This window comes from Streptomyces sp. SYSU D01066-1 (assembly GCF_054956795.1).
The window spans coordinates 1-16,335 of sequence record NZ_JBUDHV010000013.1; the positions used below are offsets into that span (position 1 = coordinate 1).

Consider the following 16,335-nt stretch of genomic DNA (forward strand, 5'->3'; position numbering starts at 1 on the left):
TGGGGGTGCGGTTCGGGGGGGCCGGCCCCCCCGGCCCGGGGCCGCGGGGGGCGGGTGCGGGGGCCCGGCCCCGCACGGCGGCCGGCGCGGGGCGGACGCGTGGCGGACGCGGGGCGGGCGGCCGGCGGCGCGGTGGCGTTCAACGACGCCCGCACCGCTCGGCCGGGCCTGCCGCTCCGCGCCCGCGCCGCTCGGCCGGGGCCGGTCCTCGGAACCGCTCGGCCGGGCCTGCCGCTCCGCACCCGCACCGCTCGGCCGGGGCCGGCCGCTCCGCGCCCGCACCGGCCCCGGCGCGTGACCGCCGAGGGCTCACGCCCCGCCGACCGCCGTCAGCAGCGCCAGCGGGGTCGCCGCCGCCCGGGACTCCCGTACGCACGCGTGCGGATAGGGCACCGGCTCCGGATGGCTCTCCCGTCCGTACCCGGCCAGCACCTCCGGCAGCCGGTGCCCGACCGCCGTCGCCGCGTCGACCATGCCGTGCGCCACCGTCCGCGCCTCGTCGTGCAGCCCGTAGCGGGCCAGCCCCAGCGCGATCAGCGCGTTGTCGTGCGGCCACACCGATCCCCGGTGGTACGACAGCGGGTGGTACGCCGGCTGCCCGGCCGCCAGCGTCCGCACCCCCCACCCGGAGAAGAAGTCGGGCTCCAGCAGCCGCCGTCCGACCAGCTCCCCGTACTCCTTGTCCAGCAGACCCGACCAGAGCAGGTGCCCCGCGTCGGAGGCCAGCGCGTCCACCTGGCGTCCCTCGCCGTCCAGGGCCAGGGCGGGGAAGGAGTGCTCCGGCATCCAAAAGTCCCGCTGGAAGCGGTCGCGCAGATCACCGGCCGCCTGTTCGAGGAGCCCCGCGTACTTCTCGTCCTCCCACACCGAGCGGGCCAGCCACGCCGTGCGGCGCAGCGCGTCGTACGCGTACCCCTGGACGCCCGCCGCCGCGACCGCGCCGGTGGGCCGGGTGCCGTCGGCGTGGCAGACGGCGCCGGGGGAGTCCTTCCAGTTCTGGTTGGCCAGGCCGCCCCGGTCGGCGCGGTAGACCAGGTAGCCGCGCGAGGTCAGCCCGCCGTGGTCCAGCATCCAGCCGACCGCGGCCCGGGCGTGCGGCTGGAAGCGGCGGGCGGTCGCCGTGTCCCCGGTCCGCTCCACGTACGCGCCGAGCAGCACCAGGAACAGCGGGGTGGCGTCGACCGACCCGTAGTAGCGCCCGTACGGCACCTGCCCGAAGTGCGCCAGCTCCCCGTGCCGCACCTCGTGCACGATCTTGCCGGGCCGGGCCACGCCCGGGTCGGTGCCGGAGGCCGTCCGCGCCGTCGCCTGCGTCGCCGCGAGCGCGGCCAGCGTGGCGGCGGCCGGGCCGGCCCGGTAGGGGAGCGTGAACAGGGAGGTCAGCAGGGCGTCGCGGCCCAGCAGGGTGAGGAACCAGGGGGCGCCGCCCGCCGGGACGCGCAGCTCCTCGCCGTCCGGGCCCCGGGCCGGGACCTGGAGCGCGGCCAGGTCCGCCAGGCCCCGCGCGCAGGCCGCCGCCAGTTCGGGCCAGCCGGTCGGGAAGGCCACGCCCCGGGCGAACGCGTCCTCCTCGGCCAGCAGCCGCCGCACGGCCGCAGCGGGGGAGCGCGGCACCCGCACCGCCCGCCGGTGCCCGTGCGGCCGGGCCACCACCCGCAGGACCAGCTCCGCCGTGCCGTGCGGATCGAGGCCGAGGGTCCACACCAGGCGCCGGGCCCCGGTGCCGGTCTCCTCCACCGCGTCCGGCGCGGGCTCGGAGGTCACCGTGGTGACCGACCGCCACTCACCGCGCCGGTAGGCGAACTCCACCCCGTGCGGCAGCACCTCGCGGGAGCGGACCGCGCCGGGCTTGGCGTAGGTGCGGTGGTCGGCACGCAGTTCGAACTGGTCGGCGAAGTCGGCGTCGGCGGTGACCGCGAGGTGGATCGTGGTGGGCACCGGGCGGTTGCTGGTCACCCGCAGCGCCTCGACGAACGAGCCGTCGCCGACGGCCTGTTCCCGGAACACCGTGTACGCGGGCGGCTCGTCGCGTCCGCCGCGCGGCACCAGCACGCAGCGGGCGGTGTCCCCGCCCGCGACGGGGCTGAGGGCCTCCGGCACGGCGCCGTCGACGGTGAGCTGCCACCGGCTGAGGTGCCGCGCGTCCCGGACGAACAGGCCGTCCGGTCCGCCGCCCCGCACCCCGCTGATGTCCCCGTGGCCGCCGACGGCCGCGAACGTGCCGCCGTGCACGAGCAGTTGATGCCGTTCCGTCATACCAGGCCCCCTCGCGGGCCGCCGCCATACTGGTGTCCGGGGTGTGCGGAGGAGCCCGTGGGTGGGAGGGGGGCCAGGTGCGCGGTGGGACGGATGGTGGTGGGTCGGATGGTGGTGGGTCGGGTCCTGCGATCCACTCGGGGCTCTCCGAAGACGTCCGGCCGGCCGGTCCGGCGGCGGCTACCCTAGAGTTACGTCTATTTAACACGCATAACTCACTATGTAATGCGGAGTTGGGAAACACAAGGGGGTGCGCATGACCGAGGAGTCCGGCAGGAGCGGGGCGGCGCCGACCGGGGCACCGGGCAGAGCCGCCACCAGGACGAGCGGCCAGGCGAGCGCCGGCGACCTGCTCGAACTCGTGCGCAGCGGCCGTGCCACCACCCGCGGGGCGCTCCAGCGGGCCACCGGCCTGTCCCGGGCCACCGTCGGCCAGCGCCTCGACCGGCTCTTCCGCGCGGGCTGGCTGCGCGAGGGCGCCGGCGGCCCCGTCGACTCCCCGCTGGGCGGGCGCCCCTCCATTACGCTGGAGTTCGACGACGAGCACGCCGTCGTCCTCGCCGCCGACCTGGACACCCGGCACGCCCGCGCCGCCCTCCTCACCCTGACCGGCGAGATCATCGCCGAGCACAGCGGCGCCCTGGTCGTCGAGGACGGCCCCGAGGCGGTCCTCGGCGAACTGGGCCGCTGGTCCGCCGGACTGCTGGAGAGGGCCGGGCGCGGCATCGACGAGGTGTGCGGCATCGGCCTCGCGGTCCCCGGCCCGGTCGACCGCGACACCGGCCGGGTGGTGCAGCCGCCGATCATGCCGGGCTGGGACGGCTACGACATCCGGGGCCGGCTGGCCCGCGCCGTCACCGAGCGCGCCGGGTCCGCCGCCGCCCCCGTACCGGTCCTGGTGGACAACGACGCCAACCTCATGGCCTACGCCGAACAGCGCGCCGCCTACCCGGACGCCTCGGCGTTCGTGCTGGTCAAGGTGTCGACCGGCATCGGCGCCGGGGTCGTGGTGGACGGCCACATCTTCCGCGGGACGGACGGCGGGGCCGGGGACATCGGCCACATCCGCGTCCCCGAGGGCGCCCGGGCGCTGTGCCGGTGCGGCTCGTACGGCTGTCTGGCCGCCGTCGCCAGCGGAGGCGCCGTGGCGCGGCGGCTGACCGCGGCCGGGGTGCCCGCGGAGTCCGGCTCGGACGTGCGCGAGCTGCTGGCGGGCGGTCACCCGGAGGCGGTCGCGCTGGCCCGGGAGGCGGGGCGGCTGGTCGGGGACGTCCTGGCGACCGTGGTGACCCTGCTCAACCCCGGCGTGCTGATGATCGCCGGGGACCTGGCGGGGACCCCCTTCCTCACCGGTGTGCGCGAACTGCTCTATCAGCGGGCGCTGCCGCGCTCCACCGCGCGCCTGGAGGTGGTCACCTCGCGGCTCGGCGAGCGGGCCGGGCTGATCGGGGCGGGGGCGTTGGTGGTGGAGCACCTTTACGCGCCGCGGCGGGTGGAGGAGCGGTTGTCGGCCCTCGGGGTGTGACGGGGACGTTCCTGTCCCGTCGGCGGCGTCCGCATCGTGAAATCCGGGGCGTCGGGACGGCGTGATTCTCGCCACCCTTGATAAGGGTCACGCTCAGATGAGCGGATCATGGGCGACTGCACTTCTCCAAGGGGTGACACTCGGTGCCATCTCTTGATCGTTCATCGATCGAACTCAATCGAAGTAAAACCCGCTCAAGTGAGCATTCGAGGGTGGGTGGGCCCCTTCCTGTGTTCAAGAAGTGAAAACAGAAAGGGGTAGTTGCTTGCCGAGCCTTGACTTTCGATCCGCTGGCGGACGGGTGGTTACAGGCGTATGACGCGCAAGTGGACGTACCCAGGCGCCTTCGATCTGGGTACATTCCTCGCCGTCAGGGCAGCCACCGCGTCCTCGAGGAGTCGAGACCCGTGTCGGAAAACAAAGATCCCCAGGATCCCCAGGTAGCGAAGTTCGTTTACGACTTCACCGAGGGCAACAAGGACCTCAAGGACCTGCTGGGTGGCAAGGGTGCCAACCTCGCCGAGATGACCAACCTGGGCCTCCCGGTCCCGCCCGGCTTCACCATCACCACCGAGGCCTGCAAGACCTACCTCGACAGCGGCGAGGAACCGGCGGCACTGCGTGACGAGGTGAGCGCGCACCTCGACGCCCTCGAAGCACGGATGGGCAAGAAGCTCGGCCAGCCCGACAACCCCCTCCTGGTCTCCGTCCGCTCCGGCGCCAAGTTCTCCATGCCCGGCATGATGGACACGGTCCTCAACATCGGGCTCTCCGACGAGTCCGTGCGGGGCCTGGCCGCCCAGGCCGGGGACGAGCGCTTCGCGTGGGACTCCTACCGCCGCCTCATCCAGATGTTCGGCAAGACCGTCCTCGGCGTCGACGGCGACCTCTTCGAGGAGGCGCTGGAGAAGGCGAAGTCGGCCAAGAAGGTCGCGGTCGACACCGACCTGGAGGCCGCCGACCTCAAGAAGCTGGTCACCACCTTCAAGAAGATCGTCAAGAAGGAGGCCGGCCGGGACTTCCCGCAGGACCCGCGCGAGCAGATGGACCTCGCCATCAAGGCGGTCTTCGACTCCTGGAACGGCGACCGCGCCAAGCTCTACCGCCGCCAGGAGCGCATCCCGCACGACCTCGGCACGGCGGTCAACGTCTGTTCGATGGTCTTCGGCAACCTTGGCCCCGACTCCGGCACGGGCGTCGCCTTCACCCGCGACCCGGCCTCCGGCCACCAGGGCGTCTACGGCGACTACCTCCAGAACGCCCAGGGCGAGGACGTGGTGGCGGGCATCCGCAACACCGTCCCCCTGGCCGAGCTGGAGCGGATCGACAAGAAGTCGTACGACCAGCTGATGCAGATCATGGAGACGCTGGAGAACCACTACAAGGACCTCTGCGACATCGAGTTCACCATCGAGCGCGGTCAGCTCTGGATGCTGCAGACCCGCGTCGGCAAGCGCACGGCGGGCGCGGCGTTCCGCATCGCCACCCAGCTCGTCGACCAGGGCCTGATCGACGAGGCCGAGGCGCTCACCCGGGTCAACGGCGCCCAGCTCGCCCAGCTGATGTTCCCCCGCTTCGACGAGACGGCCAGGACCGAGCAGGTCGGCCGGGGCATCGCGGCCTCGCCGGGCGCGGCGGTCGGCAAGGCGGTCTTCGACTCGTACACGGCCGTGAAGTGGTCGCGCTCCGGTGAGAAGGTCATCCTGATCCGCCGCGAGACCAACCCCGACGACCTGGACGGCATGATCGCGGCCGAGGGCATCCTGACCAGCCGCGGCGGCAAGACCTCCCACGCGGCCGTGGTGGCCCGGGGCATGGGCAAGACCTGTGTCTGCGGCGCGGAGGAGCTGGAGGTCGACACCAAGCGCCGCCGGATGACGGTCCCCGGCGGGCGCGTGGTGGAGGAGGGCGACGTCGTCTCCATCGACGGCTCCTCCGGCAAGGTCTACCTGGGCGAGGTCCCGGTGGTCCCGTCCCCGGTCGTCGAGTACTTCGAGGGCCGGATGCACGCGGGCGCCGAGGACGCCGGCGAACTGGTCGAGGCGGTCCACCGCATCATGGCCTTCGCCGACCGCAAGCGCCGGCTGCGGGTGCGCGCCAACGCCGACAACGCCGAGGACGCGCTGCGCGCCCGCCGCTTCGGCGCCCAGGGCATCGGCCTGTGCCGCACGGAGCACATGTTCCTCGGCGACCGCCGCGAGCTGGTGGAACGCCTGATCCTGGCGGACACCGAGGCCGAGCGCGAGGAGTCCCTGAAGGGACTGCTGCCGTTGCAGAAGCGGGACTTCGTCGAACTCTTCGAGGCGATGGACGGCCTCCCGGTCACCATCCGCCTCCTGGACCCCCCGCTGCACGAGTTCCTCCCCGACATCACGGAACTCTCGGTCCGCGTCGCCCTCGCCGAGTCCCGCCAGGAGCCCCACGAGAACGAACTCCGCCTCCTGCAGGCCGTCCACCGCCTGCACGAGCAGAACCCGATGCTGGGCCTGCGCGGCGTACGCCTCGGGCTGGTCATCCCCGGCCTGTTCACGATGCAGGTCCGCGCCATCGCCGAAGCCGCCGCCGAGCGCAAGGCGGCCAAGGGCGACCCGCGCGCCGAGATCATGATCCCGCTGGTCGGCACGGTCCAGGAGCTGGAGATCGTCCGCGAGGAGGCCGACAAGGTCATCGCCGAGGTCGAGGCGGCCTCCGGCGCCCGCCTCAAGCTCGCCATCGGCACGATGATCGAACTGCCGCGCGCCGCGCTGACCGCCGGCCAGATCGCGGAGTGCGCGGAGTTCTTCTCCTTCGGCACCAACGACCTCACCCAGACGGTGTGGGGCTTCAGCCGCGACGACGTGGAGGCGTCCTTCTTCACCGCGTACCTGGAGAAGGGCATCTTCGGGGTGTCGCCGTTCGAGACGATCGACAAGGACGGCGTCGGCTCCCTGGTCGCCGCCGCCGCGAAGGCCGGCCGCGCCACCCGCCCCGACCTCAAGCTCGGCGTCTGCGGCGAGCACGGCGGCGACCCGGAGTCCGTCCACTTCTTCCACGAGGTGGGCCTGGACTACGTCTCCTGCTCCCCGTTCCGCATCCCGGTCGCCCGCCTGGAAGCGGGCCGTGCCGCGGTCCGGTCCACCGGCAGCGACCACCGCTGACCCCGCCGAGACGCCGGTCCGCCGCCTGTCACCCGGTCACCCTCACCGACCGGCGGCGGCCCGGCGCGCGAGAGGGGGCGGCACCCTGTGCGGGGGTGCCGCCCCCGTCCCCCGCCGCGAGCGGACGCCGGGGTCCGCGACGGGCGCGCGCGGCGCCCCGGCGCCCGGCGGTGGAGCGGCTCTCCGGGCGCTGTGGTGCGCGGTGGTGAGCCGTCACCCACACGGATGGCCCGGTGCCGGTGCCCGGCGCCGAGGTCCACCTGGTGCTCGGTCAGGGGTGGCCGTCGTACGGGGCGCAGTTCGTGGCGACGTTCGGTGCCGGGGCGCTGTGTTCCGAAAGGCCGAGCGGTTCAGCCTCTGAGCGGGGGCCGCGAGCCGTTCCCGGTCCGCCCGTCGCGTATCCCGGCGGAGCCTAGCCGTCGACCTCGTACCGCCCGGCCTCCAGGGAGTGCCGCAGGCCCTCCGGGGTGTCGTCGTCCAGCGCCGCGCCCGCCGCCGCCCGCACCTCGTACGCCGTCACCCGCACCGACTCGTCGTCCAGGCACTGCCCGGTGGCGAGGTCGAAGCGCTGCTTCAGCAGCGGGGAGGCGACGAAGGGGCGGCCCCCGTGGGTGCCGGTCAGGCCCCGGGAGAGGACGGCGGCGCCGGTGAACGGGTCGCGGTTGTCGATGGCGTACAGCGTGCCGGTGCGGTCGCGGAAGAGGGCCGCCTGGGTGCCGTCGGGCAGCAGGGCCGCCACGCCCCGGCCGGGGAGCAGCCGGTTCAGGTCGCAGACGGTGAACCAGTCGTCCGCCAGCCGGAGCTGGACCGACAGGTCGGTGGTCTCGGGGGCCAGGGTCATCGCTGGGAGGTTCCTTCCAGGGGGCGGTGGCCGATGGAGAGCAGCGGCAGGTCGGGCTTCATCTGGTCGCGCTCGGGGACGAAGCCGACGACCGGGTCGGGGGTGTCCGGCGCGTTGACGAAGGACACGAACCGGGCCAGCTTCTCGGGGTCGTTGATGGTCTCGGCCCACTCGTCGCGGTAGCCGGCGACATGGGCGCTCATCAGCGCCTCCAGCTCGTCGCAGATGCCGAGCGAGTCGTGGACGACGACGTCGCGCACGTGGTCCAGGCCGCCGGGGATGCGCTCCAGCCAGGTCGAGGTGCGCTCCAGCCGGTCGGCGGTGCGGATGTAGAACATCAGGAACCGGTCGATCAGGCGGACCAGTTCGGCGTCGGACAGGTCCTGCGCGAGCAGGTCGGCGTGGCGCGGGGTGGCGCCGCCGTTGCCGCCGACGTAGAGGTTCCAGCCGCCGGCGGTGGCGATGACGCCGAAGTCCTTCGACTGGGCCTCGGCGCACTCACGCGCGCAGCCCGAGACCGCCGACTTCAGCTTGTGCGGCGAGCGCAGCCCCCGGTAGCGCAGCTCCAGGTCGATCGCCATCCGCACCGAGTCCTGCACGCCGTACCGGCACCAGGTCTGCCCCACGCACGACTTCACCGTCCGCAGCGACTTGCCGTACGCGTGCCCCGACTCGAAGCCGGCGTCCACCAGCCGCGCCCAGATCGACGGGAGCTGTTCCACCCGCGCGCCGAACATGTCGATGCGCTGACCGCCGGTGATCTTCGTGTAGAGCCCGAAGTCCCGCGCGATCTCACCGATCACGATCAGCTTCTCCGGCGCGATCTCCCCGCCGGGGATGCGCGGGACGACGGAGTACGAGCCGTTCTTCTGCAGGTTGGCCAGGAAGTGGTCGTTGGTGTCCTGGAGCGCCGCCTGCTCACCGTCGAGGACGTAGCCGCTGGCGCCGATCGCCGGGGCGAGGGAGGCGATGATCGAGCCGACCGTCGGCTTGCACACCTCGCACCCGTCGCCGCCCCGGGCCGCCTCCCGGCCGTACCGGTCGAGCAGCTCCTGGTAGGAGGTGATCCGCAGGGCGAGGACGATCTCGTACAGCTCCTCGCGGGTCTGCCCGAAGCAGCCGCACAGGCCCTTGTCGACCTCGACGCCGCTCGCCTCCAGCTCGGCGGTGACCAGCTGCCCGAGCACCTTCACGCACGAGCCGCAGCCGGTGCCGGCCTTGGTGCACTTCTTCACCTCGGGCACGGTGGCGCACCGGTGCTCGGTGACCGCGCCCCGGATCGTGCCCTTGGTGACGTTGTGGCAGGAGCAGATCACCGCGTCGTCCGGCAGGGCCGCCGGTCCGAGCTGCGCCGGCGCCCCGGCCCCCGCCGGCAGCACCAGCGACTCCGGCGAGACGGGCGGCACCGACCCGGTGAACGCCTTCAGCGTGCCGTACGCCTCCGCGTCCCCGACCAGGATGCCGCCCAGCAGCGTGCCGTCCCGGCCGATGACCAGCTTCTTGTAGAGGCCCGCGCGGGAGTCGGAGTAGACGACGTCCATGCAGTCCTCGGCCGTGCCGTGCGCGTCGCCGAAGGACGCCACGTCCACGCCGAGCAGCTTCAGCTTGGTGGACAGGTCGGCACCGGTGAACGCCGCCTCGTCCTCGGCGATCGTCGCGGCGGCCGTCGCCGCCTGCTCGTACCCCGGCGCGACCAGCCCGTACACCCTCCCGTCCACCGCCAGCGCGCACTCGCCGATCGCGAAGACGCGCGGGTCGGACACGGTCCGGCACTGCGCGTCCACCGCGATGCCGCCGCGCTCGCCGACCGTCAGCCCGCACTCGCGGGCGAGCTGGTCGCGGGGCCGCACCCCGGCGCTGAACACCACGAGGTCGGTGGCGAGTTCCGAACCGTCGGACAGCCTCATGCCCCGCACGGCGCCCTCGTCGTCGGTCACGATCTCCTGCGTGCCGACGCCCGTGTGCACGGACAGCCCCATCTCCTCGATGGTCCGCAGCAGCGCGGCGCCCCCGCCCTCGTCCACCTGGACGGGCATCAGCCGGGGCGCGAACTCCACGATGTGCGAGGTCAGCCCGAGCCCCTTCAGCGCACCCGCCGCCTCCAGGCCCAGCAGTCCGCCGCCCACCACCGCACCGGTCGTCGCGCTCTTCGCGTACTCCTCGATGGCGAGCAGGTCCTCGATCGTGCGGTACACGAAACAGCCGGTGGCGTCCTTGCCGGGGACCGGCGGCACGAACGGGTAGGAGCCGGTGGCCAGCACCAGCACGTCGTACCCGACGACCAGCCCCGACCGCGCCGTCACCGTCCTCGCCTCCCGGTCGACCGACTCGGCCGGGTCACCGACGCGCAGCTCGATGCCGTGCTCCGCGAGGAACGCCGGGTCGGTCATCGACAGGTCCTCGGGCGTCTTCCCCGAGAAGTACGAGGTGAGGGCGACCCGGTCGTAGGCGGGGCGCGGCTCCTCGCACAGCACGACCACGCGGTGCGTGGCGGTCAGGCCGCGCTCGGCGAGCGCTTCGAGGAAGCGCTGGCCGACCATGCCGTGGCCGACGAGCACGATGGTCGACTGATCCGTGGACATTCAGGAGCCTCCGTCGTTGGTGAGCAGGTGGAGCAGGGGGCCGTCGTCGGGGAGCGGCTCCGCTCCCTCCCAGGCGCGGGCGAGGGCGCCGACGGTGCCGAGTTCGCCGACCAGGACCCCGCCGACCAGCCGGTCGTCGCGGACGACGACCTTGCGGTACGTGCCCCGGGTGGCGTCGGCGAGCTGCACGACGTCGTCGCCCGGCAGGGGTTCGGTCTCGCCGAACGCGGCGAGGTCGAAGGGGCTGTCCGGCCCGGTCAGGGTGAGCCGGGTCAGCGAGCGGGTGCCGCCGTAGCGGGCGGCCGGGTCGCCGGCCAGCGACCGGGCGAGGGCGTCGGCCTGTTCCAGCGCCGGGGCGGCGAGCCCGTACAGCGTGCCGTCGTGCTGCGCGCAGTCGCCGATCGCGCGGACGTGCGGGTCACTGGTGCGCAGCTCGTCGTCGACGACGACGCCCTTGCGCACGTCGAGACCCGCCTGGGCCGCCAGACCGGTACGCGGCCGGACCCCGCACGCCAGCACCACCAGATCGGCGTCGAGGGCGTACCCGTCGGCCAGCTCGACCGACCGCACCGCCCCGCCGACGCAGCGCACGTCGCGCACCCGGCACTCGGTGTGCACCTCGACGCCGAGGTCCGCCAGGTGCCGGCGCACCAGCCGGGAGGCGGCCGGGTCGAGCTGGCGTTCCATCAGCCGCTCGGCCTGCTGGGCCAGCACCACCTGGGCGCCGCGCACCGCGAGCGCCCGCGCGGCGGACACCCCGAGCAGCCCGCCGCCGATCACGACCGCCCGCGCGCCCGGCCGCACCGCCTCCGACAGCGCCAGGCAGTCGTCCAGGGTCCGGAACGCGTGCGCCCCCCGGGGCAGCTCGTGTCCGCCGGTGAACAGCCCCCGCAGCGGCGGCAGCACGGCGTTGGACCCGGTCGCCAGCACCAGCGTGTCGTATGCGATCACCGAACCGTCGGCACAGGCCACGGTCCGCGCGTCCCGGTCGATGCCGGTCACCCGGCCCCGGACCAGCCCGGCGGGCTCCGGCAGCGCGATCACCTCGGCGCCGTACCGCCCGGCCAGCACCTCGGCGAGCAGCACCCGGTTGTACGGCGGGTGCCGCTCCTCGCCGATCAGCAGCGCGGGCACGCCCAGCTCGCCGAGGCGCCGGGTGAGGGTGACGCCCGCGAGGCCGGCGCCGATCACCACCACACGCGTATTCGAGGTCATGCCACCGAGCGTGCGGTGCCGGTGTTACCCGGCCGCATCCCCTCTGTTTCCCGCGCGGAACGCTGCCCTCAGTGGCGGCGGGGGGCGGGTGTGAGGGAACACCGGGCTATCGTCATGATCATGCCCGACATCACGCTGACCATGATCATTCTTCTCTGTCTGGCGGCCCTGGCCGCCGGCTGGATCGACGCCGTGGTCGGCGGCGGCGGGCTCCTGCTGCTGCCCGTCCTCCTGCTCGGCCTGCCCGCCGGCACCCCGGCCGCGCACGCGCTGGGCACCAACAAGGCGGTGGCGATCGTGGGCACCACGGGCGCGGCGGTGACGTACGCCCGCAAGGCCCCCGTCGACGTCCGGCTCGCCGTCCGCATCGGCCTGGCGGCCCTGGCCGGCTCCTCCGCCGGGGCCTTCTTCGCGGCCGGCATGAGCACCGAGGTCCTCAAGCCGGTCATCATGGTGGTCCTGCTCGCGGTCGCCGCCTTCGTGATCCTCCGCCCGGCCTTCGGCACCGCCCCCGCCACCGGCCCGGCCACCCGCCGCCAGATCCTGGCCGCCATCGCCCTCGCGGGCCTGGGCATCGGCTTCTACGACGGCCTGATAGGCCCCGGCACCGGCACCTTCCTCGTCCTGGCGCTCACCGCCGTCCTCCACCTCGACCTGGTCACGGCCTCCGCCACCGCCAAGATCGTCAACTGCTGCACCAACGCCGGCGCGCTCGCCGCCTTCGCCTGGCAGGGCGCGGTCCTGTGGCAACTGGCCGCCCTGATGGCCGTCTTCAACCTCGCCGGCGGCATGCTCGGCGCGCACACGGCCCTGAAGAAGGGCAGCGGCTTCGTCCGGATCGTCCTCCTGGCCGTCGTCTTCGCCCTGGTGGCGAACATGGCGTACGAGCAGTGGCTGGCCTGACCCGCACGGCTCACCGGTGACCGCCGGTCAGATGGGCGAAGACCACCACGTTCCCCCGGTAACCGGTACCGCGCGACCAGCCGCCCCCGCAGGTGATGACCCGCAGCTCGGCCCGCCCGGCGCGGCCGTACACCTTCTCGTCGGGGAAGTCCGCGGCGTCGTACACCTCCACCGCGTGCACGGTGAAGACCGCCACCGAACCGTCCCGCCGGTCCACCTCCACCGTGCTGCCCCGTTTCAGCGCGCCGAGCCGGTAGAAGACGGCGGGCCCCCGCGCGTTGTCGACGTGCCCGGCGACGATCGCGGTGCCCCGCTCGCCGGGCGTGGTGCCGGCCTCGTACCAGCCGGCGAGGTTGTCGTCCTCGGCGGGCGGCACGTCCAGGCTGCCGCCGGCGGTCAGCCCGAGGCCGGTCAGCGGGGCGCTGACGTCGATGGCGGGGATGCGGACGCGGTCGGGCGGGGAGGGCGGCAGCGGCGGTGCGTCGGGCGCCTGCCACCCGTGCCCGGCGCGGGCCTCGGCGGCCGAGGGCTGCGGCGGGTGGCCCGGCCCGGCGCCGCCCCACAGCAGCCAGGCTCCCGAGCCGAGGGCGAGGGCGGTGACGCCCGCTATGACGGTGTTGCCGACCCTGCGGCGCATGACTGAGGACCCTCTTCCCTTTCACCCCGGGCCCCCTCCGGGCCGCGAGGGGCGTCGGACCCGGAGGGGGTGGGGAAGTGCGGTACCGGCGGACGGGCAGCGGAGGGTGCCCGTCACATCCCGTCGCCTCTCGCCCGGCGATGCAGGAGCCAGGTACCGCCCGCGGCGGCGACGGCCAGAGCCGCCACACCGGCCGCGGTCTGCACGGGATCGGGGCCCAAGGCGCCGCCGACCCCCGTCTTCACACTTCCTTTCGGATACACCTGGGCCCCCGCCCGGGCCCCCGCCGACAAGGTGACCACCAGGTCCCCGGCCACCCGCTTCCCGCTCCCCGCGCAGGTGGCGACGATCTCGTACGTCCCCGGCTGCGCGCCCGGCGGCACCCGGAACCGGCCGGTCGTCGTCCCGGCCTCGCCGTCCGGCGTCAGCGTGAACGCCCCGGCCCCCACGGCACTGGCGTCCCCCGCCGCCGTACCGTCCGCCCCGCACGCCTGGGTGTCCACCGCCGCCCGGTCGCCCGGCACGACCGAGGCCGGGCGCAGCAGCAGCCCGCCGGACGGATCGCCGGGTACGCCGCCGTACGCGGGCCCCGCGACGACCAGGCCGGTACCGGCCGCGGCGAGTGCGGTACCGGTCAGCAGACGGGCGGTACGTCGCATCAGCAGTACTCCTTCGAGGTGGCCGGCACCGGCTGTCGGTGACCCCTGCCCCTCCGAGCAAAGGGCCGGCGCCCCGGCCCCGCTCCCTGACCGGGCGTCAGAATTACGGAGAACGGGTGCCTTCACCTCCCGTTCCAGCAGGTCACGGCCGTCTCCCGGAGGCGGGCCCGCCCGGGTGTGAACGGGTGACCCCTTGGTGGACGGGCGCCCCCTTGACCTCGACCGGACTTGAGGTACGAGGCTGGTCGCCATGAAGACGACAACGGACGCCCCCCTGCGCACCACCCTCGTCATCGGCAGCAACCGCCAGGGCCGCTTCGCCCCGGTCGTCGCCGACTGGCTCCTGGACCGCATCCGGGCCCGCGCCGGCCTGACCCCGCAGGTCATCGACGTCGCCACGGCGCCCGGCCTGCCGACCACCTTCGCCCGCTCCCCGGAGGCGGACACCGCACTGGCCTCCCTCACCCCGAAACTGGCGTCCGCCGACGCCTTCGTCGTCCTCACCCCCGAGTACAACCACTCCTTCCCGGCCGCCCTGAAGAACCTCATCGACTGGCACTACGCGGAATGGCAGGCCAAGCCCGTCGCCCTGGTCACCTACGGCGGCCTGGCCGGCGGCCTGCGCGCCGCCGAGCACCTCCGCCAGGTCTTCGCGGAACTCCACGCCGTGACCGTCCGCGACACGGTCTCCTTCCACAACGCGAGCGCCGCCTTCGACGCCGAGGGCCGCCTGAAGGACCCCTCCGGCCCGGACGCGGCGGCGAAGACGATGCTGGACCAGCTGACGTGGTGGGGGAGGGCACTGCGGGAGGCGAAGGAGCGCCGCCCGTACGGCGCTTAGCTGTCGCGGGTCAGGACGTCGTCGACGGTGGCAGCGCTACTCGGGACCGGTGGCGGTCACGCCCGTGTGCCGCGGGCTGTCGCGCCGCTCGTCGCGCGTTCCGCGACATCGGCGGGGGCTGCGGCGATGACGTCGTCGAGTGCGGCGCGGGAGGTCTGCAGGTCGGTGATGGCCTTGGTGATCCGCTCGCGTTCCTTGGCCAGGTCGGCGAGGAGGCCGGAACAGGTCGGCACCAGGCGTTCGCCGTCGTCACGCAGGCAGGGCAGGATGGTCGCGATGGTGGCGGTGTTCAGGCCGGCGGCGAGCAGGCCGCGGATGCGGCGCACGGTGTCCACGTCCGCCTCGCCGTATTCGCGGTAGCCGCTGGGCCGCCGCTCGGGCCGGAGCAGGTTCTGTTCCTCGTAGTAGCGCAGCAGCCGTCCGGGTACGCCGGTCCTGCGGGACAGCTCACCGATCCGCACGTCATCCTCCTCATGGATGCCTCGGGCGGGCAACGCCGCTTGACTCTCACACCGATGTGAGACTCTAGCTTCCCCGGTATGAGCAAGAACGCTGCCTCGCTCGCGGCCTTGTGCGCGAGCGTCTTCGTCGTCGGCACGCCGGAATACCTGGTCGCCGGCGTGCTGCCCGAGGCCGGCGCGGATCTTCGGGTGCCGCAGAGCACCGCGGGGCAGGCGGTGACCGCCTACGCGCTCGGCGTGGTGGTCGGCGGGCCCGCGGTGACCATGCTGACCGCGCGGCTGCCCCGCAGGCCCCTGGCCCTCGGGCTGATGCTGCTGTTCGCCGCGGGCAGCGCGCTCAGCGCCTTGGCCTCCTCGTGCACGATGCTGCCGGCCGGGCGGGTGGTCTCCTCGCTCAGCCACGCCGCGTTCCTGGCGCCGGCGCTGGTGACGGCCACCAGCGTGGTGCCCGAGCACAGGGCCGGCTCGGCGATCGCCACTGTGGCCTCCGGGTTCACCGTCGCCACCTCGCTCGGGGTACCGCTGGGCTCGCTGCTGGGGCACGCGGCCGGCCGGCGGGCCCCGCTCGCGGTGCTGACCGCGCTGGCCCTGGCCGCCGTCGCGCTGCTGGCGCTGGCGCTGCCCAAGGGGCAGGTGTCGTCCGCCGGCCTGCGCGACGAACTGCGCGTGGTGATCCGCACACCGGTGCCGCCGGCCATCGCCACCACCGCGGCCGGCTTCTCCGGCGTCGCCGTCGTCTTCACCTACATCGCGCCGCTGCTCACCCGCATCGCGGGCTTCTCCCCGGCCGCCGTCTCCGCTCTCCTGTTCGCCTACGGCGCCGACGGCTTTCTGGGCGACCTGGCCGCCGGCAAGCTGACCGACAGGTCCATGTCCGCCACTGTGCGCGGGGTGTTCGGCGGGTTGACCGGAGTGCTGGTGGCCATGCCGTTCGCCGCCGCCTGGCAGCCCACCGCCGTGCTCGCGGTCCTGGGCCCGGGGCTGCTGGCCACCGCCACCGTCGCCCCGCTGCAGGGCCTGATCCTGCGCCATGCCGGCTCCGCCCCGACCTTGGCCGTCGCGGTCGACGTCGGGGCCTTCGACCTCGGCGCCGCCGCCGGCTCCGTCCTCGGCGAGGCCGTCGTCGCCGCCGGCGCGCTGCGCTGGACCGGCCCGGCCGGAGCCGTACTCAGCCTGACCGGCCTGGCCCTGACCTCCCTGGTGCTGCCCCGGACCAGGACCGGGCGGCACACCGGCGATGCCCCGGTGGGCACTGCTGTCTGAATCCCGGAACCCACC

11 protein-coding genes and 1 pseudogene are annotated in these 16,335 nt (G+C 74.1%); 5 read left to right on the forward strand and 7 right to left on the reverse strand.

From position 1 onward, the window contains the following. Window positions 1-309 precede the first annotated feature (309 nt). Complete coding sequence (locus tag ACY1JF_RS14985; RefSeq protein ID WP_462705607.1) at window positions 310-2,256, reverse strand: amylo-alpha-1,6-glucosidase; 1,947 nt, start codon at window positions 2,254-2,256, stop codon at window positions 310-312. A 256-nt stretch (window positions 2,257-2,512) separates the two neighbouring features. Between ACY1JF_RS14985 and ACY1JF_RS14990 the strand changes: the two genes are divergently transcribed. After that, window positions 2,513-3,781, forward strand: coding sequence for an ROK family protein (locus ACY1JF_RS14990; RefSeq protein ID WP_462705608.1), 1,269 nt, complete (start codon window positions 2,513-2,515; stop codon window positions 3,779-3,781). 407 nt (window positions 3,782-4,188) lie between these two features. Further along, window positions 4,189-6,918: a pyruvate, phosphate dikinase gene (ppdK, locus tag ACY1JF_RS14995; protein ID WP_462705609.1), complete on the forward strand. Its 2,730-nt coding sequence runs from the start codon at window positions 4,189-4,191 to the stop codon at window positions 6,916-6,918. A gap of 493 nt (window positions 6,919-7,411) precedes the next feature. Here ppdK and nirD read toward each other — a convergent pair. The 3 genes and pseudogenes from nirD to ACY1JF_RS15010 form a co-directional block, all read right to left on the reverse strand. Beyond that, window positions 7,412-7,759: pseudogene (gene nirD, locus ACY1JF_RS15000) on the reverse strand (nitrite reductase small subunit NirD); the annotation flags it as partial. Then, window positions 7,756-10,341: a nitrite reductase large subunit NirB gene (gene nirB, locus ACY1JF_RS15005; RefSeq protein ID WP_462705610.1), complete on the reverse strand. Its 2,586-nt coding sequence runs from the start codon at window positions 10,339-10,341 to the stop codon at window positions 7,756-7,758. The gene nirB and the pseudogene nirD, both read right to left, overlap by 4 nt. Next, window positions 10,342-11,556 (reverse strand): NAD(P)/FAD-dependent oxidoreductase, encoded by a 1,215-nt coding sequence (locus ACY1JF_RS15010; RefSeq protein WP_462705611.1) that lies wholly within the window; start codon window positions 11,554-11,556, stop codon window positions 10,342-10,344. Between the two features lie 120 nt (window positions 11,557-11,676). Here ACY1JF_RS15010 and ACY1JF_RS15015 point away from each other — a divergent pair, with 120 nt between their 5' ends. Next, window positions 11,677-12,459 (forward strand): sulfite exporter TauE/SafE family protein, encoded by a 783-nt coding sequence (locus ACY1JF_RS15015; RefSeq protein WP_462705612.1) that lies wholly within the window; start codon window positions 11,677-11,679, stop codon window positions 12,457-12,459. Between the two features lie 10 nt (window positions 12,460-12,469). On the opposite strand, the gene ACY1JF_RS15020 is transcribed toward ACY1JF_RS15015, so the two are convergent. Together ACY1JF_RS15020 and ACY1JF_RS15025 are read right to left on the reverse strand one after the other, a co-directional pair. Continuing rightward, entirely contained in the window at window positions 12,470-13,096 is a 627-nt protein-coding gene (locus ACY1JF_RS15020) for a class F sortase (protein WP_462705613.1), read from the reverse strand. Window positions 13,097-13,209: 113 nt separating this feature from the next. Continuing rightward, window positions 13,210-13,755, reverse strand: coding sequence for a hypothetical protein (locus tag ACY1JF_RS15025; protein WP_462705614.1), 546 nt, complete (start codon window positions 13,753-13,755; stop codon window positions 13,210-13,212). Window positions 13,756-14,005: 250 nt separating this feature from the next. Between ACY1JF_RS15025 and ACY1JF_RS15030 the strand changes: the two genes are divergently transcribed. Continuing rightward, the gene (locus ACY1JF_RS15030; RefSeq protein ID WP_462705615.1) at window positions 14,006-14,596 is read left to right on the forward strand and encodes an NADPH-dependent FMN reductase; all 591 of its coding nucleotides are present in this window, start codon (window positions 14,006-14,008) and stop codon (window positions 14,594-14,596) included. Between the two features lie 56 nt (window positions 14,597-14,652). Here the strand turns inward: ACY1JF_RS15030 and ACY1JF_RS15035 are convergent, their stop codons facing one another. After that, window positions 14,653-15,057, reverse strand: coding sequence for a MerR family transcriptional regulator (locus tag ACY1JF_RS15035; RefSeq protein ID WP_462705616.1), 405 nt, complete (start codon window positions 15,055-15,057; stop codon window positions 14,653-14,655). Between the two features lie 78 nt (window positions 15,058-15,135). Between ACY1JF_RS15035 and ACY1JF_RS15040 the strand changes: the two genes are divergently transcribed. Continuing rightward, window positions 15,136-16,320, forward strand: a complete 1,185-nt coding sequence (locus ACY1JF_RS15040; protein ID WP_462705617.1) for an MFS transporter — start codon at window positions 15,136-15,138, stop codon at window positions 16,318-16,320. The last annotated feature ends 15 nt before the right edge of the window (window positions 16,321-16,335 follow it).